This is a genomic window from Citrobacter sp. KH_055_1, from assembly GCF_057838705.1.
The window spans coordinates 486,913-507,817 of the sequence record NZ_CM174473.1 but is presented as its reverse complement, the minus strand read 5'-3'; the positions used below and the strand labels follow the sequence as shown (position 1 = coordinate 507,817).

Here is a 20,905-nt window from a genome sequence, read left to right as displayed (position 1 = left end):
TACTTTTTGGGGCGTTGCGCCGTAGTATGACGGCCTGTTTCCAGGTTGTTAGCGCGAGATTATGCGATTTCCCAGATTTACCATCGGATTGACTGCCAGTATTGCGGCGTTCAGCGTTCAGGCTGCGAATGTTGACGAGTATATCAACCAGCTCCCTGCCGGGGCCAACCTCGCCCTTATGGTACAGAAGGTTGGGGCTCCGACGCCTGCTATTGATTACCATAGCCAACAAATGGCCCTACCCGCCAGCACCCAAAAAGTCATCACCGCCCTGGCGGCCTTGATCCAGCTTGGGCCGGACTTCCGTTTTACTACTACGCTAGAAACCAAAGGTCGCGTGGAAGGCGGGGTATTGAAAGGTGACTTGGTGGCGCGATTTGGTGCCGATCCGACGCTAAAACGTCAGGATATTCGCAATATGGTAGCAACCCTGAAAAAATCAGGCGTGACGCAAATTGCCGGAAATGTCCTCATCGACACGTCCATTTTCGCCAGTCATGATAAAGCACCTGGCTGGCCCTGGAACGACATGACGCAGTGTTTTAGCGCACCGCCTGCGGCAGCGATTGTTGATCGTAACTGCTTCTCGGTGTCGCTTTACAGTGCGCAAAAACCTAACGATCTCGCCTTTATTCGCGTGGCATCATACTACCCGGTAACCATGTTCAGCCAGGTTCGCACCCTCGCACGTGGTTCTGCAGAAGCGCAATATTGTGAACTGGATGTCGTTCCTGGCGATTTAAACCGCTTCACGCTAACCGGTTGTCTGCCCCAGCGCACCGACCCACTGCCGCTGGCGTTTGCCATTCAGGACGGCGCCAGCTATGCCGGGGCAATTATTAAAGATGAGCTGAAACAAGCGGGTATCGCCTACAGCGGTACGCTGCTGCGCCAGACGCAAGTCAACGAGCCGGGTACCGTTGTCGCCAGCAAGCAGTCAGCACCTTTACATGACCTGCTTAAGATTATGCTGAAAAAGTCGGACAACATGATTGCTGACACCGTTTTTCGTATGATCGGCCACGCGCGATTTAATGTCCCTGGCACCTGGCGCGCAGGTTCCGATGCCGTACGCCAGATCCTGCGCCAGCAGGCGGGTGTCGATATTGGTAACACGATCATTGCCGACGGATCCGGCCTCTCTCGCCACAACCTGATTGCGCCTGCCACCATGATGCAGGTGCTGCAGTACATCGCACAGCATGACAACGAGCTGAACTTTATTACGATGCTGCCGCTGGCAGGCCATGACGGCTCTCTGCAATACCGTGCGGGTCTGCATCAGGCTGGCGTGGATGGCAAAGTCTCCGCGAAGACCGGCTCGTTACAGGGGGTGTATAACCTAGCAGGATTCATTACCACGGCAAGCGGGCAACGCATGGCGTTTGTACAGTATCTGTCTGGCTATGCGGTAGAACCCGCTGACCAGCGTAACCGCCGTATCCCGCTGGTACGCTTTGAAAGCCGGTTGTACAAAGATATTTATCAGAACAACTGACGGTGATGCTGTCGGATAGCGCTTGCGCGTATCCGACCTACAGCGCACATAACAAAACGGGCCGCATTTGCGGCCCGTTGATATTGTTGGCCGGATAAGACGCAATCGCGTCGCCATCCGGCACCAGGATTAACGCTTGTAGATGAACTCAACGCCTTCTTCGTCGTCTTCGTCCCAATCTTCATCCCAGTCATCTTCCGCTTCGTCTTCGACTTCAGCGAGCTGCTGACGGTGATAATCGTCCCACATGAACTCCACTTTCTCTGGCTGCTTCGCTTCTTCAGCCTGAACAATTGGGTTCTCAATGATAAACGTCATCACATCCCAGCAAAGATCCTTCACGCCCAGCTGACTGGCAGCAGAGATCAGGTAATATTTACCTTCCCAGCCCAGCGCTTCAGCGATCGCTTTCGCTTTCTCTTCCGCTTCGTCTTTGTCCATCAAATCAATTTTGTTGAACACTAACCAACGCGGCTTGGAGGCCAGATCCTGACTGTATTTCTCCAGTTCGCCAATAATAATACGGGCGTTTTCTACCGGATCTGAACCGTCAATCGGATCGATATCGATGAGGTGCAGCAGGACGCGGCAACGCTCCAGGTGCTTCAGGAATCGGATCCCCAGACCCGCGCCTTCCGCAGCGCCTTCAATCAGACCCGGGATGTCAGCAACCACAAAGCTCTTTTCGTTGTCCATACGCACAACGCCCAGACTCGGCACCAGCGTGGTGAACGGATAATCCGCCACTTTCGGTTTCGCTGCAGAGACCGCACGGATAAACGTTGATTTACCGGCGTTTGGCATACCCAGCATACCGACATCCGCTAACAGCATCAGCTCCAGCATCAGATCGCGTTTATCGCCCGGCGTACCCATTGTTTTCTGACGTGGAGTACGGTTGACCGAGGATTTGAAACGGGTGTTACCCAGACCGTGCCAGCCGCCTTTAGCGACCATCAGACGCTGACCGTGCTTGGTCATGTCGCCCATGGTTTCGCCCGTGCCCTGATCGATCACACGCGTACCGACAGGCACTTTAATCGTAACGTCTTTACCACGCTTACCGGTGCAATCACGGCTCGCGCCATTCTGACCACGTTCCGCACGGAACGATTTTTCGAAGCGGTAATCGATCAGCGTGTTCAGGTTTTCGTCGGCTTCCAGCCAGACGTCACCACCATCACCACCATCACCGCCGTCCGGACCGCCTCTCGGGATGTACTTTTCGCGGCGGAAGCTGACGCAACCATTACCACCATCACCTGCAACGACCAGAATCGATGCTTCATCAACAAACTTCATTTTACTCTCCGTAAATCATTCGCCTGAGCGGGGTTGCGAAACCACCGTTTCATGCTTACGTAAACCGCCCCAAATACGATGACCAATGGCGGAATACATCGCGCCCGCAACCACGATAAACGCACCGAGATAACCTAAAAGGTTTAGCATCGGTCTGGCGAAGAAATCGGGCCAGGCCAGTGATAATAAATCTGAAAATAATAACGTAAACAGCGGTGTGAGCGTAATAATGGCGCTCACCTGAGCCGCCTGCCAGCGCGCCATTGCTTCCGCAAGTGCGCCGTATCCTACCAGCGTATTCAGGCCGCAGAATATCAGGCAAGCCAGCTGCCAGTCGCTGAGCTGCGTTATCACACCGGGTTTAGCCAGCGGCAACAACGCGAGCGTACATAAAGTGTACAGTAAAAACAGGATCTGCTGTGATGCCAGGCGACGCAATAACACCTTTTGCGCAACCCCATAGCTCACCCAGACCGTCGCCGCACCCACACCAAAGATCACACCCCAGGTGTAATCAGTGAGTTTGGTAAAAATCTCGATCAGACTGGTATTAAAAAACATCACCAGTCCACTCAGCAGCATTATGGCGCCAATAATCTGCGTACCGCGCATCTTTTCCTTCAGGATAAAGACGCTGGCGACCATCATGCCAACCGGTGACAATTGTCCGATAACCTGCGAAGTCGTTGGGCTCAAATATTGCAAAGATGAACTAAACAGAATGAAGTTACCAAACAGCCCACCGGTGGCGATTGCCAACAGTACCAACCAACGCGCTTTGCGAAAAATACGCAATGGCGGGAGCTTTTTTTTAACCGCAAGAATCGCCCCAAGGCCAATACTTGCCATTAAAAAACGGTAGAACACTACCGTAGGAGGCTCCATCACCTCCAGCACTTGCTTCATCGCTATTGGTAAAGCGCCCCAACAGACTGCCGTCGTCAGCGCTAAAAGAATACCAATACCTGCCTGCTGCTTCATGCCGTATTCCCTGCAAGAGCTCGTTTCCGGGTTGTCACGGCGAGACGAGCATATTTACCGGCCATCGAATGTAAAAAGCCCCGCAACACGTTGCGGGGCTTTCATCCGTTACCGGGACGCGAAAAACTTATTCAGCAACAATGCTGATGAAACGACGGTTTTTCGGGCCTTTCACTTCGAATTTCACTTTACCGTCTGCTTTAGCAAACAGAGTGTGGTCTTTGCCGCAGCCTACGTTAGAGCCAGCGTGGAACTGAGTACCACGTTGACGAACGATGATGCTACCTGCCAGAACTGTTTCGCCGCCAAAGCGTTTTACGCCCAGACGTTTAGCTTCTGAATCGCGACCGTTACGAGTCGAGCCGCCAGCCTTTTTATGTGCCATTTAATCTGCTCCTCTTAACTTAAGCGCTGATGCCAGTGATTTTCACATCAGTGAACCACTGACGATGGCCCTGCTGCTTACGGTAGTGTTTACGACGACGAAACTTAACAATTTTAACTTTCTCGCCACGACCGTGAGCAACAACTTCAGCTTTGATAACGCCGCCATCAACGAAAGGAACGCCGATTTTGACTTCTTCACCGTTTGCGATCATCAGAACTTCTGCGAATTCAACAGATTCGCCAGTTGCGATGTCCAGCTTTTCCAGGCGAACGGTCTGACCTTCGCTTACTCGGTGTTGTTTACCACCACTTTGGAAAACCGCGTACATAAAAAACTCCGCTTCCGCGCACACCTTTTTGATGATTCAGAGTGCGCTATAAATATTCACAATAGGGCGCGAATATTACGCAAAACGCGAGCCTTTGACAAGTGCTACCGTCAATACATGCAGAAAAAAAACACAACGTGTATGGTAACGTTTATCTGTGGCGTTTTTTCAGTACAATCAGCATATATTTCTAACCCTAAACCCGTAGTTACCTTGCCATACAGTGAGGTAATCGGGGCGAGAAGCCCGGCTTTTGCGATGAATTTAGAAAAAATCAATGAGTTAACCGCGCAAGATATGGCGGGTGTCAATGCGACAATCCTTGAACAGCTCAATTCCGACGTCCAGTTGATCAATCAGTTGGGGTACTACATCATCAGCGGCGGCGGAAAACGCATTCGCCCAATGATCGCCGTACTTGCTGCTCGCGCCGTTGGCTATCAGGAAAACGCCCACGTTACGATCGCGGCCCTAATCGAGTTTATCCACACCGCAACCCTGCTTCATGACGATGTGGTGGATGAATCCGACATGCGCCGTGGGAAAGCAACGGCAAACGCAGCGTTTGGTAATGCAGCCAGCGTACTGGTCGGCGATTTTATCTATACCCGCGCCTTTCAGATGATGACCAGCCTTGGCTCACTGAAAGTGCTGGAAGTGATGTCTAAGGCAGTGAACGTCATTGCTGAGGGTGAAGTTCTGCAATTGATGAACGTCAACGACCCTGACATTACCGAAGAAAACTACATGCGCGTCATCTACAGCAAGACAGCGCGCCTGTTTGAAGCGGCGGCACAGTGCTCTGGTATTCTTGCCGGCTGCAGCGAAGAACAAGAGAAAGGCTTGCAGGATTATGGCCGCTATCTTGGCACAGCTTTCCAGTTAATCGACGACTTACTCGATTACAGCGCAGACGGCGAGCAACTGGGTAAAAACGTGGGCGACGATCTCAACGAAGGGAAACCGACGCTGCCGCTGCTGCATGCGATGCGCCACGGTACCCCAGAACAGGCGCAAATGATTCGTCAGGCTATCGAGCAAGGAAACGGGCGTCATCTTCTGGAGCCGGTTCTGGAGGCCATGAACGCCTGCGGCTCGCTGGAATGGACCCGCCAGCGTGCAGAAGAAGAGGCCGACAAGGCCATCGCCGCGCTTCAGGTACTCCCTGAAACGCAATGGAAAGAAGCCCTGATTGGCCTGGCACATATCGCCGTACAGCGCGACCGTTAATCCTTTCCTCACCTTTCTTCGTATAACATCATCCCGTGCACTGCACGGGATTTTTTATATTCCAGTAAATTCCAATAAACACAACGATTTTACATAACACTAGAAAAAATCTTGGTTTATTCTGAATATATAAATCCTTTACTCGAACATTTTAGAACATTCGTTCTCCGCGAGTATAGTGTCACTACTGGCTAATTGTTAAACCATAAGTGGTGAACCAAAGGAGAAAGGGACGTATGGAAAGCAAACTCATTGACTGGCATCCAGCTGATATCATCGCAGGACTGCGCAAGAAAGGGACCTCAATGGCCGCAGAGTCGCGGAGAAATGGGTTGAGTTCATCAACGCTGGCAAATGCGTTAACTCGTCCATGGCCAAAAGGAGAAGTCATTATCGCGAAAGCGCTAGGCACGGAACCCTGGGTAATTTGGCCGTCACGATATCACGACGCAAAGACGCATGAATTCATCGACAGAACACGGATGATGAGAGTGCGTAAAGAGAAAATGCCCCTCGAGTGAAGTGCTGAACAGTGACCCCTGAGCAAAAACCAAGGGGTCACTAGACACGTTGGCTATTACTCGCCTTTCACGCGCTCGATATTTGCGCCCAGCGCACGCAGCTTATCTTCGATGCGCTCATAGCCACGATCGATGTGATAAATGCGATCAACTACCGTGGTGCCTTCTGCAATACAGCCTGCCAGTACCAGGCTTGCTGATGCACGCAGATCCGTTGCCATCACCTGCGCGCCGGAGAGCGTTTCAACGCCGTGACAAATCACGGTATTGCTTTCAATCTCTGCGTGAGCGCCCATACGGCTAAGTTCAGGCACGTGCATGAAGCGGTTTTCAAACACGGTCTCCGTGATGAAGCCGGTGCCTTCTGCCACCAGATTCAGCAGCGTGAACTGTGCCTGCATGTCAGTCGGGAACGCCGGATGCGGAGCAGTGCGCACATTGACCGCTTTCGGACGCTTGCCGTGCATGTCGAGGCTAATCCAGTCTGCCCCGACTTCAATATCCGCACCTGCATCACGCAGTTTCGCCAGAACGGCATCCAGCGTGTCCGGTTGTGCGTTATGGCAGATGATTTTGCCGCGAGAAATCGCCGCTGCCACCAGGAACGTCCCGGTTTCAATACGGTCTGGCAGAACGCGATACACGCCGCCACCGAGACGCTCAACGCCCTCGATGGTGATACGATCGGTGCCCTGACCGGTGATCTTCGCACCCAGTGCAATCAGGAAGTTCGCGGTATCAACGATTTCCGGCTCGCGCGCGGCGTTCTCGATGATGGTCGTACCTTCGGCAAGCGTAGCCGCACACATGATAGTGACCGTCGCGCCGACGCTCACTTTATCCATCACGATGTGCGCGCCTTTCAGACGGCCATCAACGGACGCCTTCACATAGCCTTCTTCCAGCTTGATGGTCGCCCCTAACTGCTCCAGACCGGTAATGTGCAGGTCAACCGGACGCGCGCCAATTGTGCAGCCGCCCGGCAGTGATACCTGGCCCTGACCAAAGCGAGCCACCAGCGGCCCCAGCGCCCAGATAGACGCACGCATGGTTTTTACCAGGTCGTATGGCGCGCAGAAGACGTTAACGTCGCGAGCATCAATGTGCACGGAACCGTTACGTTCAACCTTTGCGCCCAGCTGACTCAGCAGCTTCATCGAGGTATCAACGTCCTTCAGTTTCGGGACGTTTTGGATTTCGACAGGTTCTTCTGCCAGCAATGCCGCAAACAGGATTGGCAGTGCGGCGTTTTTAGCGCCTGAAATTGTGACTTCGCCCTGGAGCTTAGTCGGCCCCTGTACACGAAACTTATCCATTATTCTGTTCTCTGTTAAGAATTCATATTCGCTACCGGCGCATCACCCGTAGCTCAAAAACCGTTAAGTTTGCGATCGCGTGCCCATTCCGCTGGGGTAAATGCTTTGATCGACACGGCATGAATGCGGTTGTCCGCAATGTACTCCATCAATGGGCCATAGACCGATTGCTGCTTCTTGACCCGGCTCATGCCGTCAAACATCTCACCCACGGCAATAACCTGAAAGTGACTGCCATCGCCAGAGACGTGGACTTCCTGGAGGGAGAGTGCGTTCATCAGCACGCTCTGAATTTCATTATTTTCCATGGGCTCTTCATTCGTCAGATAGTGAAAACAGCCCAACATCTTAGAGCAAAGTTGCGCTGTCATAAATAAGCAAAAAGCCTCGCCGATAAATCAGACAAGGCTTTGGTGGCTGCTACCCCCTCAGGGGGTTTGCCGGATGGCGGCACAAGACCTTATCCGGCCTACAAAAAATTAACGCGGAAGGACATCGTCAGGCAGATTGTAAAGCTTTGCCAGCGTATAAACCTTATCGTTCACACCGCTGAGTACAACACGGTTCCCCTGCCTCTTGCCCTGGTCAATAAGATGGACCAGCAGTGCCAGTCCACCGGTATCAACCCGGGAAACCTGGCTCAGATCGATGCAGGTAACCCCTTTCATCGCTTCAACACGCGCATCCCATAATGGGTTTAACACGTCCTGATCCAGTTCCCCCACCAGCAACAACTTGTCACCTTCACGCGCCCAGGCGAGTGACTGCGTCATTATTTTTTCTCTTCCAGGGTGATTTTCTGCTGAGAAATAGATTTCAGTTGCGCCGTCAGGCCATCAATACCTTTGGTCCGCAGCAGGTCACTCCACTCATTTTGTTTGGTGGTGATCATGCTGACGCCTTCGGCGATCATGTCATACGCCTGCCAGTGACCGGTCTGGGAGTTTTTACGCCACTGGAAATCCAGACGTACCGGAGGACGGCCATTCGGATCGATAATGGTGACACGGATCGGCACGATGGTCGCGTCACCCAGCGGTTGTTCCGGGGCAATCTGATAAGTCTGGCCATGGTACATCGCCAGCGCCTGGCCGTAGGCCTGTTTCAGGTACTCACGAAACGCAGCAAAATACGCGTCACGTTGTGCAGGCGTCGCTTCTTTGTAATAACGACCCAGCACCAGCGCGCCGGCATATTTCACCTGCACGTACGGCAACAGCTCCTGATCGACGATATCACGCAGGTAATCCGGGTTAGAACGGATTTTCGGCTGTTCGTTCTTCAGACGGTCGAAGGTTTTCTGCGCCGCCTCATCCATCTGTTTGTAAGGGTTGGCTTGATCCGCTGCCGTTGCTGCGCTAAGTGGAGCAATGACCAGCATAGCCACCATCATCAATCGTTTAAACATATGTCGATTCTCCTGAGATTATTTCGTCGCGCCCGCAGGCGTGGTGGCTTCATTATTACCCTGAGCCGCAGTCGGCGCATCGCCAGAATTCTTATTGTCATCGCCTTTACTGTTACTGTTGTAAAGGAACTGACCAATCATATCTTCCAGCACCATCGCCGATTTGGTGTCCTGGATCGTATCACCATCCTTGAGAATAGCGGTTCCCAGTTCAGGATCCTCAAAACCGACGTTCAATGCCAGATATTGCTCACCCAGCAGACCGGAAGTGCGGATACTCAGCGAACTGGTATCTGGAATCTGGTTAAAGCGCGATTCAATCTCCAGCGTCACACGCGGCAGGTACGATTTCGGATCCAACGAAATGTCCGACACGCGTCCAACAACTACCCCGCCAATCCGCACCGGAGAGCGTTCTCTCAAGCCGCCAATGTTATCAAAGGTCGCATAAATCGTGTAGGTCGGCTCAGTACGCATAGAAGTGACGTTAGCTGCTTTCAGGCAGACGAACAGCGCCGCCAGCAGCGCAACCAACAGGAATAACCCGACCCAAATTTCATTTTTTTTCGTTTGCATGAACTCAATTCCCAAACATCAGTGCGGTCAGCACAAAATCCAGCCCCAGAACGGCAAGAGAGGCGTGCACAACGGTACGTGTCGTTGCCCGGCTAATCCCGGCAGAGGTCGGGATTGCATCATAACCATTGAACAATGCAATCCATGTGACCGTAATGGCGAACACCACGCTCTTAATTAAACAGTTGACCAGGTCCAGGCGCCAGTCGACGGCATTTTGCATCGCAGACCAGAAAAAGCCTGCATCAATACCTTTCCAGCTTACGCCGACCAGTGAACCGCCCCAGATACCTACCGCGACAAAAATAATCGTCAGCAGCGGCAGTGAAATCACCCCCGCCCAAAAGCGTGGGGATATCACCCGACGCAGGGGATCAACCGCCATCATTTCCATACTGGAAAGCTGTTCGGTTGCCCGCATCAGACCAATTTCTGCGGTTAAGGCCGACCCGGCTCGCCCGGCGAACAGCAGCGCCGCCACAACCGGTCCCAGTTCACGCAGCAGCGAAAGCGCCACCAGCATACCAAGACTGGTTTCCGCACTGTAGGTCGTCAGAACCAGGTATCCCTGCAGCCCCAACACCATACCGATGAACACGCCAGAAACGATAATAATCAGCATCGATAAGACGCCGACATTATAGAGTTGACGGATCAGAAGCGGCGCATGTTTGCGAAACTCCGGCTTGCCGACTACCGCATTGAACAACATTAATCCGGCACGCCCGAACGTCCTGAGGGTTTTAATCCCTCGATGTCCGAGTGAGGCCAGCGCATTTAACAACATGGATGGCTTAACTCCCTGTTTTAAGTAAATCGGAGTGGTAATCACCCGCCGGGTAGCGGAACGGAACCGGCCCATCAGCAATGCCATCGAGGAACTGACGTACACGCGGATCGGCATTTTCTTGCAGTGCCTGAGCACTACCGTAGGCCACAATTTTTTTATCCGCCATTATATAGGCGTAATCCGCAATACTCAGAACCTCCGGCACATCATGAGACACCACCACACAGGTGACACCCAGCGTGCTGTTCAGTTCAGAGATCAGCTTCACCAGCACGCCCATGGTGATGGGGTCCTGACCGACAAACGGCTCATCAAACATGATCAGGTCTGGTTCCAGCGCAATGGCGCGTGCAAGTGCGGCACGTCGCGCCATCCCACCAGATAATTCAGAAGGCATTAATTTTGCTGCACCGCGCAGGCCAACGGCCTCAAGCTTCATCATCACCGTGCTTTTCAGCAACGGCGCGGGTAGCGTCGTATGCTCACGTAGCGGATAGGCAACGTTGTCGAACACGTTCATATCGGTAAACAGCGCACCCGATTGAAACAGCATACTCATACGTTTACGCACGGTGTATAACCGCGAACGAGACATGGCCGGGACGTTCTCGCCATCAAACAGGATCTCACCCTTATCCGGGGGAATTTGTCCGCCAATCAGACGCAACAGCGTCGTTTTGCCGATGCCTGATGGCCCCATGATCGCCGTTATCTTGCCGCGCGGCACCGTCAGGGAAATATTATCAAAAATGCAGCGGTCGCCTCGGGAAAAGCTGACATCGTGCATATCGACTAGATTCGCCACAGACTGACCCATTGATTCATCCTTTACTATTGCCTCGTTGATCGAAGAGTTTGGCGCTCAATTTAGCCATGAACCCAACATATTTACAGATTATTACCCGCTCTGGTTAGCGAAAGCTGGCATTTGTTTTACTTTTTAGCCGCATAAAGTCAAAATTAAGACTTCGTTACGGCTTCCAGAAGATCCTTCACGTGGACCGGCGAGTATACCTGAAGAAAGGACTTTAGATGCTTTTAGCGACGGCGCTGTTAATAATTGGTTTACTTCTGGTGGTCTACGGTGCCGACCGTCTGGTATTTGCCGCCTCTATTTTATGCCGCACCTTCGGCATTCCCCCCATCATCATTGGGATGACCGTCGTCAGCATAGGCACATCGTTACCTGAAATTATTGTCTCCGTTGCCGCCTCTATGAATGGGCAGCTCGATTTAGCCGTCGGCACCGCGCTCGGCTCAAACATCACCAATATTCTCCTGATTTTAGGCCTGTCAGCGCTGATTCACCCTTTTACCGTGCATTCTGATGTTCTGCGTCGCGAATTACCGCTAATGTTGCTGGTCAGTATTCTGGCCGCATCCGTGCTGTACGACGGGGAACTAAGCCGCAGCGATGGTTTTTTTCTTCTGCTTCTGGCCGTGCTATGGCTGCTATTCATTGTTAAAATCGCGCGGTTGGCGGAACGGGAAGGCAATGACAGCCTGACCCGGGAGCAAGTGGCAGAACTGCCGCGCGAAGGAGGACTACCTGTCGCCTTTCTGTGGCTGGGCATTGCGCTGATTATTATGCCAATGGCAACGCGAATGGTGGTCGATAACGCCACCGTACTGGCGAATTACTTTGCCATGAGCGAACTCACCATCGGATTAACGGTGGTGGCGATTGGCACCAGCCTGCCAGAGCTGGCAACGGCTATCGCGGGCCTGCGTAAGGGTGAAAATGATATTGCTGTCGGCAACATCATCGGGGCCAACATTTTTAATATTGTTATCGTTCTCGGACTCCCCGCACTGATCACACCGGGCGAGGTCAATCCGATGGCCTTCGTCCGTGACTACAGTGTGATGCTACTGGTAAGTGTTATTTTTGCATTACTCTGCTGGCGACGTCCGCGCCAGATTGGTCGCGGCGCGGGTGCGCTGCTGACCGGCGGTTTTATCATATGGCTGGCGATGCTGTATTGGGTATCGCCACTTCTCGTTGGATAACTGGAAACGCATTATGTCGCACTTAGAGTTGCAACCGGGTTTTGACTTTCAGCAAGCAGGCAAGGAAGTCCTGGCTATTGAACGTGAAGGCCTGGCGGAGCTTGATCAGTACATCGACCTGAACTTTACCCTCGCCTGTGAGAAAATCGTCAACTGCGCGGGTAAAGTTGTGGTGATGGGAATGGGGAAATCCGGGCATATCGGGCGCAAAATGGCCGCCACGTTTGCCAGTACCGGTACGCCGTCCTTTTTCGTACATCCTGGTGAAGCCGCACACGGCGATCTGGGCATGGTATCGCCGCAGGACGTGGTGATCGCCATTTCTAATTCCGGTGAATCCAATGAGATTGCCGCATTAATTCCGGTGCTCAAACGCCTTCACGTCCCGCTTATCTGCATGACCGGTCGTCCGGAAAGCAGCATGGCGCGTGCAGCAGATGTGCATCTGTGTGTTAAAGTACCCAAGGAAGCCTGCCCATTAGGTCTGGCGCCGACCAGCAGCACAACCGCGACGCTGGTGATGGGCGATGCGCTCGCCGTGGCATTATTGAAAGCCCGCGGCTTTACTGCGGAAGATTTTGCGTTGTCGCACCCCGGTGGCGCACTGGGGCGTAAGCTTTTGCTGCGCGTTAACGATATTATGCATACGGGCGACGAGATCCCGCATGTGAATAAAAACGCCAGCCTGCGCGATGCGTTACTTGAGATTACGCGTAAAAATCTCGGCATGACCGTCATTTGCGATGACACCATGAAGATCGACGGCATCTTCACGGATGGTGACTTACGCCGCGTCTTTGATATGGGCGTTGACGTTCGTCAGTTGGGGATTGCCGACGTGATGACCCCCGGGGGCATTCGCGTGCGTCCGGGCATTCTTGCCGTGGACGCCCTGAATTTAATGCAATCCCGCCATATTACCTCGGTGATGGTTGCTGATGGCGACCGTTTACTCGGTGTGTTACATATGCATGATCTCCTGCGTGCAGGCGTAGTGTAAAAAGTAGAGTAGAAACGCAAGGATAAAAGAAATGAGTAACGCAGGTGCGTCGCTTGCGACCTGTTATGGACCCGTCAGCGCTGAAGTCATCACCAGGGCAGAGAATATTCGTCTGCTGATCCTTGATGTGGATGGCGTACTGTCTGATGGCCTGATTTATATGGGCAACAACGGCGAAGAGCTCAAGGCGTTTAACGTCCGTGATGGCTACGGAATTCGTTGTGCGCTCACTTCCGGTATCGAGGTTGCTATTATTACCGGACGAAAGGCTAAACTTGTAGAAGACCGCTGTAACACGTTGGGGATTACCCATCTGTACCAGGGACAGTCGGACAAACTGGTCGCCTTCGACGATCTGCTCAACAAGCTGGCGATCGCGCCGGAACAGGTGGCATACGTCGGCGACGATCTGATCGACTGGCCGGTGATGGCGAAAGTCGGATTAAGCGTGGCGGTAGCGGATGCCCACCCGCTGCTGATCCCCCGTGCCGACTATGTCACGCGCATTGATGGAGGGCGCGGCGCGGTACGTGAGGTCTGCGATTTATTACTCCTGGCGCAGGGCAAACTGGACGAGGCCAAAGGTCAATCGATATGAGCAAAACCAGACGTTGGGTTATCATTCTACTGTCGCTGGCCGTCCTTGTGCTGATCGGTATTAACCTGGCAGACAAAGACGACACCACTCAGGTGGTAATCAATAACAACGAGCCGACCTATAAGAGCGAACATACCGACAGCGTCGTGTATAGCCCGGAAGGCGCACTGAGCTATCGACTTATCGCTCAACACGTTGAATATTATTCCGATCAGGCTGTTTCGTGGTTTACTCAACCGGTATTAACCACGTTTGATAAGGATAAAGTGCCGACCTGGTCTATCAAGGCTGATAAAGCCAAATTGACTGAGGATCGGATGCTGTATCTGTATGGCCATGTTGAAGTCAACGCCCTGGTGGCAGACTCTCAACTACGCAGAATTACGACCGATAACGCGCAGATTAACCTGGTGACGCAAGATGTCACCTCAAACGATCTGGTCACGTTGTATGGAACAACATTTAACTCCAGCGGACTGAAGATGCGCGGCAATTTACGCAGCAAGAACGCCGAGCTGATTGAAAAGGTTAGAACCTCATATGAAATCCAAAACAAACAAACTCAGCCTTAATCTTGTGCTTGCCAGCTCCCTTCTGGCCGCCAGCATTCCGGCATTTGCCGTCACCGGCGATACCGAGCAGCCGATTCACATTGAATCGGATCAGCAGTCCCTGGATATGCAGGGTAACGTGGTGACATTTACCGGTAATGTTATCGTGACGCAGGGCACCATCAAAATTAATGCCGATAAGGTTGTCGTGACCCGTCCGGGCGGTGAAGACGGTAAAGAAGTGATCGATGGCTACGGCAATCCGGCAACGTTTTACCAGATGCAGGATAACGGTAAACCCGTTAACGGCCATGCCTTACAGATGCACTATGAACTGGCAAAAGATTTCGTTGTGCTGACGGGTAAAGCCTATCTGGAGCAGGTGGACAGCAACATCACCGGCGACAAAATTACCTATCTGGTAAAAGAGCAGAAAATGCAGGCCTTCAGCGATAAAGGCAAACGCGTCACTACCGTTCTGGTGCCGTCACAGCTGCAGGATAAAAACAAAACCAAAGCTCCGGCAGAGAAAAAAGGTAACTGATTCGTTATGGCAACATTAACTGCAAAGAACCTTGCAAAAGCCTATAAAGGCCGCCGTGTGGTGGAAGACGTCAGTCTGACCGTCAACTCCGGGGAGATCGTCGGTCTGCTCGGCCCTAACGGTGCGGGCAAAACAACGACCTTTTACATGGTGGTGGGCATTGTGCCGCGCGATGCGGGCAACATCATCATCGATGACGAAGACATCAGCCTGCTGCCGCTGCATGCACGCGCCCGTCGCGGCATCGGTTATTTACCGCAGGAAGCCTCTATTTTTCGTCGTCTGAGCGTGTTTGATAACCTGATGGCGGTACTGCAAATTCGTGACGATCTCTCCAGCGAACAGCGCGAAGATCGTGCTAACGAATTGATGGAAGAGTTCCATATCGAACACCTGCGGGACAGCCTGGGACAGTCGCTATCCGGGGGGGAACGTCGCCGTGTGGAAATCGCTCGTGCATTGGCTGCAAATCCGAAATTTATCCTGCTGGATGAACCATTTGCGGGCGTTGACCCGATCTCCGTTATTGATATCAAACGTATCATTGAACACCTGCGCGACAGCGGACTGGGCGTGCTGATCACCGACCATAACGTGCGTGAAACGCTGGCGGTCTGTGAACGCGCCTATATTGTGAGTCAGGGACATCTGATAGCACACGGCACGCCAACCGAAATACTGCAAGACGAACACGTTAAGCGCGTATACCTTGGGGAAGACTTCAGACTCTGATAGGGTAGAAGACGTCACGTTACTGCAGGAGAAAACCACTCTGAACATGAAGCAAGGTTTGCAACTCAGGCTTAGCCAACAACTGGCAATGACGCCTCAGCTACAACAGGCTATCCGTCTGTTGCAGTTGTCTACGCTGGAACTTCAGCAAGAACTTCAGCAAGCGCTGGAAAGTAACCCACTGCTCGAGCAAACCGATCTTCACGACGAAATTGATACCCAGGAAAAACAGGACAGCGATTCCCTCGATACCGCAGATGCTCTCGAACAAAAAGAGATGCCGGAAGAACTGCCGCTGGATGCCAGTTGGGATGAAATTTACACCGCAGGCACACCGTCGGGCACCAGTGGGGATTACATCGACGACGAACTGCCTGTTTATCAGGGTGAAACCACGCAATCATTACAAGATTACCTGATGTGGCAAGTGGGATTGACCCCGTTCTCGGATACCGATCGCGCCATTGCGACGTCAATTGTCGATGCGGTTGATGACACCGGATATCTCACCGTTTCTCTGGATGATATTCTCGAGAGCATGGGTGATGACGACATTGGTCTCGATGAAGTCGAAGCCGTGCTAAAACGCGTTCAACGTTTTGATCCAGTTGGCGTGGCGGCGAAAGATCTCCGCGACTGCCTGTTGATTCAACTGTCGCAGTTTGACAAAGCCACAGCATGGCTGGAAGAAGCCCGCCTGATCATCAGCGATCACCTCGATCTGTTAGCCAATCACGATTTCCGCTCGCTCATGCGCGTTACCCGGTTGAAAGAAGATGTGCTGAAAGAAGCCGTCAACCTGATCCAGTCGCTGGATCCGAGACCCGGGCAGTCGATCCAAACCGGTGAGCCAGAGTACGTGATCCCAGATGTACTGGTGCGCAAACATAACGATCGTTGGGTCGTCGAACTGAACAGCGACAGCATTCCGCGTCTACAGATTAATCAGCACTATGCCGCCATGTGCAATGGCGCGCGCAACGATGCCGACAGCCAGTTTATTCGCACCAATCTCCAGGATGCAAAGTGGCTGATTAAAAGTCTGGAAAGCCGTAACGACACGCTGTTGCGCGTCAGTCGATGTATCGTTGAGCAACAGCAAGCCTTCTTTGAGAAAGGCGAAGAATTTATGAAGCCGATGGTGCTGGCGGATATCGCCCAAGCCGTCGAGATGCACGAATCAACCATTTCCCGAGTGACCACGCAAAAGTATCTGCACAGTCCACGCGGCATTTTTGAACTCAAGTATTTCTTTTCCAGCCACGTCAACACTGAGGGCGGGGGCGAAGCCTCTTCTACAGCGATACGCGCACTGGTGAAGAAATTAATTGCTGCGGAGAACCCTGCGAAACCGCTGAGTGACAGCAAGTTAACCTCTATGCTGTCAGAACAGGGTATCATGGTGGCACGCCGCACCGTTGCGAAGTACCGAGAGTCTTTATCCATTCCGCCGTCTAACCAGCGCAAACAGCTGGTCTGACCCAACCGATAAGGAAGACACTATGCAGCTCAACATCACTGGAAACAACGTCGAAATCACTGAAGCACTGCGTGACTTTGTGAACACAAAGTTCGCCAAACTTGAGCAATATTTCGACCGGATTAATCAGGTCTATATTGTGTTGAAGGTGGAGAAGGTGACACACATCTCGGATGCAACACTGCATGTGAACGGTGGCGAAATTCATGCCAGCGCGGAAGGTCAGGATATGTACGCCGCCATTGACGGTTTAATTGATAAACTGGCTCGGCAGTTAACAAAACATAAAGATAAACTGAAACAGCACTAACTTGTCCGGGCAGTTAGCGGGTGCAGGACGGCCTGTTGTGCAGCACAACGGGCCATTTGTACAGTTAGCGCTTAGGTGAAATTATGACAAATAACGATACGACTCTACAACTGAGTACTGTTCTTAACCAGGAATGTACGCGCTCTGGTGTTCACTGCCAAAGCAAAAAACGCGCTCTGGAAATCATCAGCGAACTGGCAGCAAAGCAGCTCAGCTTGCCTTCTCAGGTGGTATTTGAAGCCATTCTGACGCGTGAAAAAATGGGCAGTACCGGCATCGGCAATGGTATTGCCATTCCGCACGGAAAGCTGGAAGAAGACACGATGCGCGCGGTCGGCGTGTTTGTGCAGCTCGAAACGCCTATCGCATTCGACGCCATTGATAATCAACCGGTCGATCTGTTGTTCGCCCTGCTGGTTCCCGCAGACCAAACCAAGACGCATTTGCACACCTTGTCACTGGTTGCAAAACGTCTGGCGGATAAAACCATCTGTCGCCGCCTGCGTTCCGCGCAGAGCGATCAGGAGCTGTATCAAATCATCACGGACACCGAAGGTGTACAGGATGAAGCATAACAACCCAATGGCACCCTTTTTTGTCGTTGTGAGGAGAAACAGTACATGGTACTGATGATCGTCAGCGGTCGTTCAGGGTCAGGCAAATCTGTTGCCCTGCGAGCGCTGGAAGATATGGGTTTTTACTGCGTGGATAACCTTCCCGTAGTGCTGTTGCCCGATCTGGCCCGCACCCTGGCCGATAGCCAAATATCTGCGGCCGTCAGCATTGATGTGCGCAATATGCCTGAGTCACCAGAAATTTTCGAGCAGGCAATGAATAACCTGCCTGAAGGTTTCTCGCCGCAGCTGCTGTTCCTCGATGCTGATCGTAACACGCTGATCCGTCGCTACAGTGATACCCGTCGACTGCACCCACTCTCCAGCAAAAATCTGTCACTGGAAAGTGCTATCGATAAGGAAAGTGACTTACTGGAGCCACTGCGTTCTCGCGCGGACCTGATCGTCGATACCTCTGAAATGTCCGTGCACGAGCTGGCAGAAATGTTGCGTACCCGACTGCTGGGCAAACGTGAACGTGAACTGACCATGGTATTCGAGTCCTTTGGCTTCAAGCACGGCATCCCGATTGATGCGGATTACGTCTTTGACGTGCGCTTCCTGCCAAACCCACACTGGGACCCTAAACTGCGTCCGATGACCGGTCTGGACAGGCCCGTTGCCGCGTTTCTCGACCGCCACACAGAAGTACACAATTTTATCTACCAGACTCGCAGCTATCTTGAGCTATGGTTACCCATGCTGGAGACTAACAACCGCAGCTACCTCACCGTAGCCATCGGCTGTACCGGCGGGAAACACCGATCGGTGTATATTGCAGAGCAACTGGCTGACTACTTCCGCTCTCGCGGTAAAAACGTGCAGTCACGCCATCGCACCCTGGAAAAACGCAAATCATGACCGTAAAACAGACTGTCGAAATCACCAATAAGCTGGGCATGCACGCCCGGCCTGCGATGAAGCTGTTTGAATTAATGCAAGGTTTTGAGGCGGAAGTGCTGTTGCGTAACGATGAAGGTACAGAGGCGGAAGCGAACAGCGTCATCGCCCTGCTGATGCTGGATTCCGCCAAAGGTCGCCAGATAGAGGTTGAAGCCTCTGGCCCACAGGAAGTAGAAGCCCTGGCAGCGGTGATTGCGCTGTTTAATTCGGGATTTGACGAGGATTAGTCAGTACAGAGCTACCATTTCAGCACGTAGCGAGTAGGTCGGATAAGGCGTTTACGCCACATCCGGCAATGTCGTTGTGTCGTATTCTGCCTGATGCGCTGCGCTTATCAGGCCTACAAAAACAGCGTCAGCATCGACTAATACAGCTTATTTTCCCGCATAAACGACTCACCGCCTAACTGGCGCATTTGCCGCATGATCCATGCCTGCCGGTTACGTACATAGCCTGACGGGGCATTCGCCTTAAAACGCAGAGGATTTGGCAGCACCGCCGCCAGCAGCGCTGCTTCAGACTGACTCAGGCGGCTGGCCGGTTTATGGAAATAACGTTGTGCTGCCGCTTCTACGCCGAATACACCGTCGCCAAACTCGGCGATATTCAGATAAACCGTCAGAATACGTTTCTTACTCCACACTGTTTCCATGCCCAGTGTGAGTCCGGCCTCAAGACCTTTACGCACCCAACTGCGTCCATCCCACAGAAAGAGATTTTTTGCTGTCTGCTGCGAGAGCGTCGATGCTCCACGAATGCGGCTTTCATTGCGCTCATTATGCGCTAGCGCCTTTTCTATCGCAGAGACATCAAATCCCCAGTGCTGCGGAAATTTTTGGTCTTCTGCGGCAATAACCGCCAGCCCCATCCACGGTGAGATCTCATCCATACTGACCCAGTCAGAATGCGCCACATAGCCGAAATCACCGTGCAACCAGGCGCTAATTTGTCGTTCAGCCATCACCGCTGAAAAGGGCACGGGCAGCACGCTGAAGAGGGCGATGCCCCCGCCCCAGAACACGGCGAGGACAATGACCGCCCGCAGAAAGAGTCGCCGCAAACTGGCGGTCACCCCTTTTTTCATTCAGTCAGCACCAGCACACGCGAGACCAGCTTGTCGATACCGCTCGCCGCCTGGGCAATATCCTGTGCCAGCATATAAGCCGGCGTGGTGACGATTTTGTGGTCTTCATCAACCACAATATCATCGACCGGACACGGCACATGCTCTGCCCCCATATCCTCCAGCACTTCCGCAGTATCGATATCGGTGCCAATCGTCAGACGCAGCGGAAAATCGAATATTTTAGGCAGCATCGCTGGGGCAATACACATGAACCCCAACGGCTTACCGGATTGATGCATGGCGACTGCCAGCGCGGCTAAGTCGCTATCCACCCGGCATTCGCTTCCCTGGCTGGCGAAATTGCTCAGGTTCTTCGCTGCACCGAATCCACCAGGGACAATCAGCGCATCCAGTTCAGCAGAGACCGCCTGGGCAAGCGGGCGAATATCACCACGGGTTATACGTGCAGCCTCAATCAGGACATTGCGGGTCTCCTGCATGGGTTCGCCCGTCAGATGATTAATCACATCTGCTTGTTGTTTATCCGGCGCAAAGCAGATGGCCTGAGCCCCGTTGCGGGCAATAGCCAGCAGCGTTAACACGGCTTCATGGATCTCCGAGCCGTCATACACGCCGCATCCACCGAGCACTACGCCAATTTTCTTCATCGTGATACTCCTTTCGCAACTGGCTGTAGCATATTAATAATTCTTATTAAAATGCTACGCTTCACACATTTAACTGATTCATGTAACAAAT

Annotated in this window: 27 protein-coding genes; 14 read left to right on the top strand and 13 right to left on the bottom strand. The window is 52.7% G+C overall.

The genetic code is table 11. The features are described 5' to 3' along the window. The first annotated feature begins 61 nt into the window (after positions 1-61). Entirely contained in the window at positions 62-1,498 is a 1,437-nt protein-coding gene (gene dacB, locus AC3ITF_RS02550; protein ID WP_135911329.1) for a serine-type D-Ala-D-Ala carboxypeptidase, read from the top strand. Between the two features lie 129 nt (positions 1,499-1,627). Here dacB and cgtA read toward each other — a convergent pair whose 3' ends face one another. The 4 genes from cgtA to rplU all read right to left on the bottom strand — a co-directional run bounded on the left by cgtA (position 1,628) and on the right by rplU (position 4,497). Continuing rightward, positions 1,628-2,800, bottom strand: a complete 1,173-nt coding sequence (gene cgtA / locus AC3ITF_RS02545) for an Obg family GTPase CgtA (protein WP_096755518.1) — start codon at positions 2,798-2,800, stop codon at positions 1,628-1,630. Between the two features lie 15 nt (positions 2,801-2,815). After that, complete coding sequence (locus AC3ITF_RS02540; protein WP_096755517.1) at positions 2,816-3,781, bottom strand: DMT family transporter; 966 nt, start codon at positions 3,779-3,781, stop codon at positions 2,816-2,818. A gap of 127 nt (positions 3,782-3,908) precedes the next feature. Further along, on the bottom strand, positions 3,909-4,166 hold the full coding sequence (rpmA, locus tag AC3ITF_RS02535; protein WP_096755516.1) for a 50S ribosomal protein L27: 258 nt from the start codon (positions 4,164-4,166) through the stop codon (positions 3,909-3,911). 19 nt (positions 4,167-4,185) lie between these two features. Beyond that, positions 4,186-4,497 carry a 50S ribosomal protein L21 gene (rplU, locus tag AC3ITF_RS02530; protein WP_003025032.1) on the bottom strand — a complete coding sequence of 104 codons (312 nt, stop codon included), beginning with the start codon at positions 4,495-4,497 and terminating at the stop codon, positions 4,186-4,188. Between the two features lie 258 nt (positions 4,498-4,755). On the opposite strand from rplU, the gene ispB reads away from it, so the two are divergent. Beyond that, positions 4,756-5,727, top strand: coding sequence for an octaprenyl diphosphate synthase (gene ispB, locus AC3ITF_RS02525; protein ID WP_115257385.1), 972 nt, complete (start codon positions 4,756-4,758; stop codon positions 5,725-5,727). 236 nt (positions 5,728-5,963) lie between these two features. Further along, positions 5,964-6,248: a DNA-binding transcriptional regulator SfsB gene (gene sfsB, locus AC3ITF_RS02520; RefSeq protein WP_115257384.1), complete on the top strand. Its 285-nt coding sequence runs from the start codon at positions 5,964-5,966 to the stop codon at positions 6,246-6,248. A 56-nt stretch (positions 6,249-6,304) separates the two neighbouring features. Here sfsB and murA read toward each other — a convergent pair whose 3' ends face one another. The 7 genes from murA to mlaF form a co-directional block, all read right to left on the bottom strand. Next, positions 6,305-7,564 (bottom strand): UDP-N-acetylglucosamine 1-carboxyvinyltransferase, encoded by a 1,260-nt coding sequence (gene murA / locus AC3ITF_RS02515; RefSeq protein ID WP_096755510.1) that lies wholly within the window; start codon positions 7,562-7,564, stop codon positions 6,305-6,307. Positions 7,565-7,617: 53 nt separating this feature from the next. Continuing rightward, a complete protein-coding gene (gene ibaG, locus AC3ITF_RS02510; protein WP_005121314.1) occupies positions 7,618-7,872 on the bottom strand; it encodes a BolA family iron metabolism protein IbaG in 255 nt (84 codons plus the stop codon). Between the two features lie 171 nt (positions 7,873-8,043). Further along, positions 8,044-8,337 (bottom strand): lipid asymmetry maintenance protein MlaB, encoded by a 294-nt coding sequence (mlaB, locus tag AC3ITF_RS02505; RefSeq protein ID WP_096755509.1) that lies wholly within the window; start codon positions 8,335-8,337, stop codon positions 8,044-8,046. Further along, entirely contained in the window at positions 8,337-8,972 is a 636-nt protein-coding gene (gene mlaC / locus AC3ITF_RS02500) for a phospholipid-binding protein MlaC (RefSeq protein WP_115257382.1), read from the bottom strand. The genes mlaB and mlaC overlap by 1 nt, the downstream gene beginning before the upstream one ends. A gap of 18 nt (positions 8,973-8,990) precedes the next feature. Further along, entirely contained in the window at positions 8,991-9,548 is a 558-nt protein-coding gene (mlaD, locus tag AC3ITF_RS02495) for an outer membrane lipid asymmetry maintenance protein MlaD (protein ID WP_115259895.1), read from the bottom strand. Between the two features lie 4 nt (positions 9,549-9,552). Beyond that, on the bottom strand, positions 9,553-10,335 hold the full coding sequence (gene mlaE, locus AC3ITF_RS02490; protein WP_045448070.1) for a lipid asymmetry maintenance ABC transporter permease subunit MlaE: 783 nt from the start codon (positions 10,333-10,335) through the stop codon (positions 9,553-9,555). Positions 10,336-10,342: 7 nt separating this feature from the next. Next, a complete protein-coding gene (gene mlaF / locus AC3ITF_RS02485; protein WP_115257381.1) occupies positions 10,343-11,155 on the bottom strand; it encodes a phospholipid ABC transporter ATP-binding protein MlaF in 813 nt (270 codons plus the stop codon). A gap of 215 nt (positions 11,156-11,370) precedes the next feature. On the opposite strand from mlaF, the gene AC3ITF_RS02480 reads away from it, so the two are divergent. From AC3ITF_RS02480 to npr, 11 genes are all read left to right on the top strand, one after another. Beyond that, positions 11,371-12,348, top strand: a complete 978-nt coding sequence (locus tag AC3ITF_RS02480; protein WP_096755506.1) for a calcium/sodium antiporter — start codon at positions 11,371-11,373, stop codon at positions 12,346-12,348. Positions 12,349-12,361: 13 nt separating this feature from the next. Further along, positions 12,362-13,348: an arabinose-5-phosphate isomerase KdsD gene (kdsD, locus tag AC3ITF_RS02475; RefSeq protein WP_096755505.1), complete on the top strand. Its 987-nt coding sequence runs from the start codon at positions 12,362-12,364 to the stop codon at positions 13,346-13,348. Between the two features lie 31 nt (positions 13,349-13,379). Further along, positions 13,380-13,946 carry a 3-deoxy-manno-octulosonate-8-phosphatase KdsC gene (gene kdsC, locus AC3ITF_RS02470; RefSeq protein WP_115257379.1) on the top strand — a complete coding sequence of 189 codons (567 nt, stop codon included), beginning with the start codon at positions 13,380-13,382 and terminating at the stop codon, positions 13,944-13,946. After that, positions 13,943-14,518: an LPS export ABC transporter periplasmic protein LptC gene (gene lptC, locus AC3ITF_RS02465; protein ID WP_117342734.1), complete on the top strand. Its 576-nt coding sequence runs from the start codon at positions 13,943-13,945 to the stop codon at positions 14,516-14,518. The genes kdsC and lptC overlap by 4 nt, the downstream gene beginning before the upstream one ends. Beyond that, positions 14,487-15,041, top strand: coding sequence for a lipopolysaccharide ABC transporter substrate-binding protein LptA (gene lptA, locus AC3ITF_RS02460; protein WP_115257377.1), 555 nt, complete (start codon positions 14,487-14,489; stop codon positions 15,039-15,041). The genes lptC and lptA overlap by 32 nt, the downstream gene beginning before the upstream one ends. A gap of 6 nt (positions 15,042-15,047) precedes the next feature. Continuing rightward, positions 15,048-15,773 (top strand): LPS export ABC transporter ATP-binding protein, encoded by a 726-nt coding sequence (lptB, locus tag AC3ITF_RS02455; protein ID WP_040234138.1) that lies wholly within the window; start codon positions 15,048-15,050, stop codon positions 15,771-15,773. Positions 15,774-15,819: 46 nt separating this feature from the next. Continuing rightward, positions 15,820-17,253, top strand: coding sequence for an RNA polymerase factor sigma-54 (gene rpoN / locus AC3ITF_RS02450; protein ID WP_135911328.1), 1,434 nt, complete (start codon positions 15,820-15,822; stop codon positions 17,251-17,253). 22 nt (positions 17,254-17,275) lie between these two features. Next, positions 17,276-17,563: a ribosome hibernation promoting factor gene (gene hpf / locus AC3ITF_RS02445; RefSeq protein ID WP_003025078.1), complete on the top strand. Its 288-nt coding sequence runs from the start codon at positions 17,276-17,278 to the stop codon at positions 17,561-17,563. Positions 17,564-17,646: 83 nt separating this feature from the next. Continuing rightward, positions 17,647-18,138 carry a PTS IIA-like nitrogen regulatory protein PtsN gene (gene ptsN, locus AC3ITF_RS02440; RefSeq protein WP_096755500.1) on the top strand — a complete coding sequence of 164 codons (492 nt, stop codon included), beginning with the start codon at positions 17,647-17,649 and terminating at the stop codon, positions 18,136-18,138. Positions 18,139-18,183: 45 nt separating this feature from the next. Further along, positions 18,184-19,038 carry an RNase adapter RapZ gene (gene rapZ / locus AC3ITF_RS02435; RefSeq protein WP_096755499.1) on the top strand — a complete coding sequence of 285 codons (855 nt, stop codon included), beginning with the start codon at positions 18,184-18,186 and terminating at the stop codon, positions 19,036-19,038. After that, positions 19,035-19,307, top strand: coding sequence for a PTS phosphocarrier protein NPr (gene npr / locus AC3ITF_RS02430; RefSeq protein ID WP_096755498.1), 273 nt, complete (start codon positions 19,035-19,037; stop codon positions 19,305-19,307). Before rapZ ends, npr begins: the two co-directional genes overlap by 4 nt. A gap of 137 nt (positions 19,308-19,444) precedes the next feature. On the opposite strand, the gene mtgA is transcribed toward npr, so the two are convergent. Both mtgA and elbB read right to left on the bottom strand, forming a co-directional pair. Then, positions 19,445-20,164, bottom strand: coding sequence for a monofunctional biosynthetic peptidoglycan transglycosylase (gene mtgA, locus AC3ITF_RS02425; RefSeq protein ID WP_137400200.1), 720 nt, complete (start codon positions 20,162-20,164; stop codon positions 19,445-19,447). Beyond that, the gene (elbB, locus tag AC3ITF_RS02420; RefSeq protein ID WP_117342736.1) at positions 20,161-20,814 is read right to left on the bottom strand and encodes an isoprenoid biosynthesis glyoxalase ElbB; all 654 of its coding nucleotides are present in this window, start codon (positions 20,812-20,814) and stop codon (positions 20,161-20,163) included. The genes mtgA and elbB overlap by 4 nt, the downstream gene beginning before the upstream one ends. Positions 20,815-20,905: the final 91 nt, after the last annotated feature.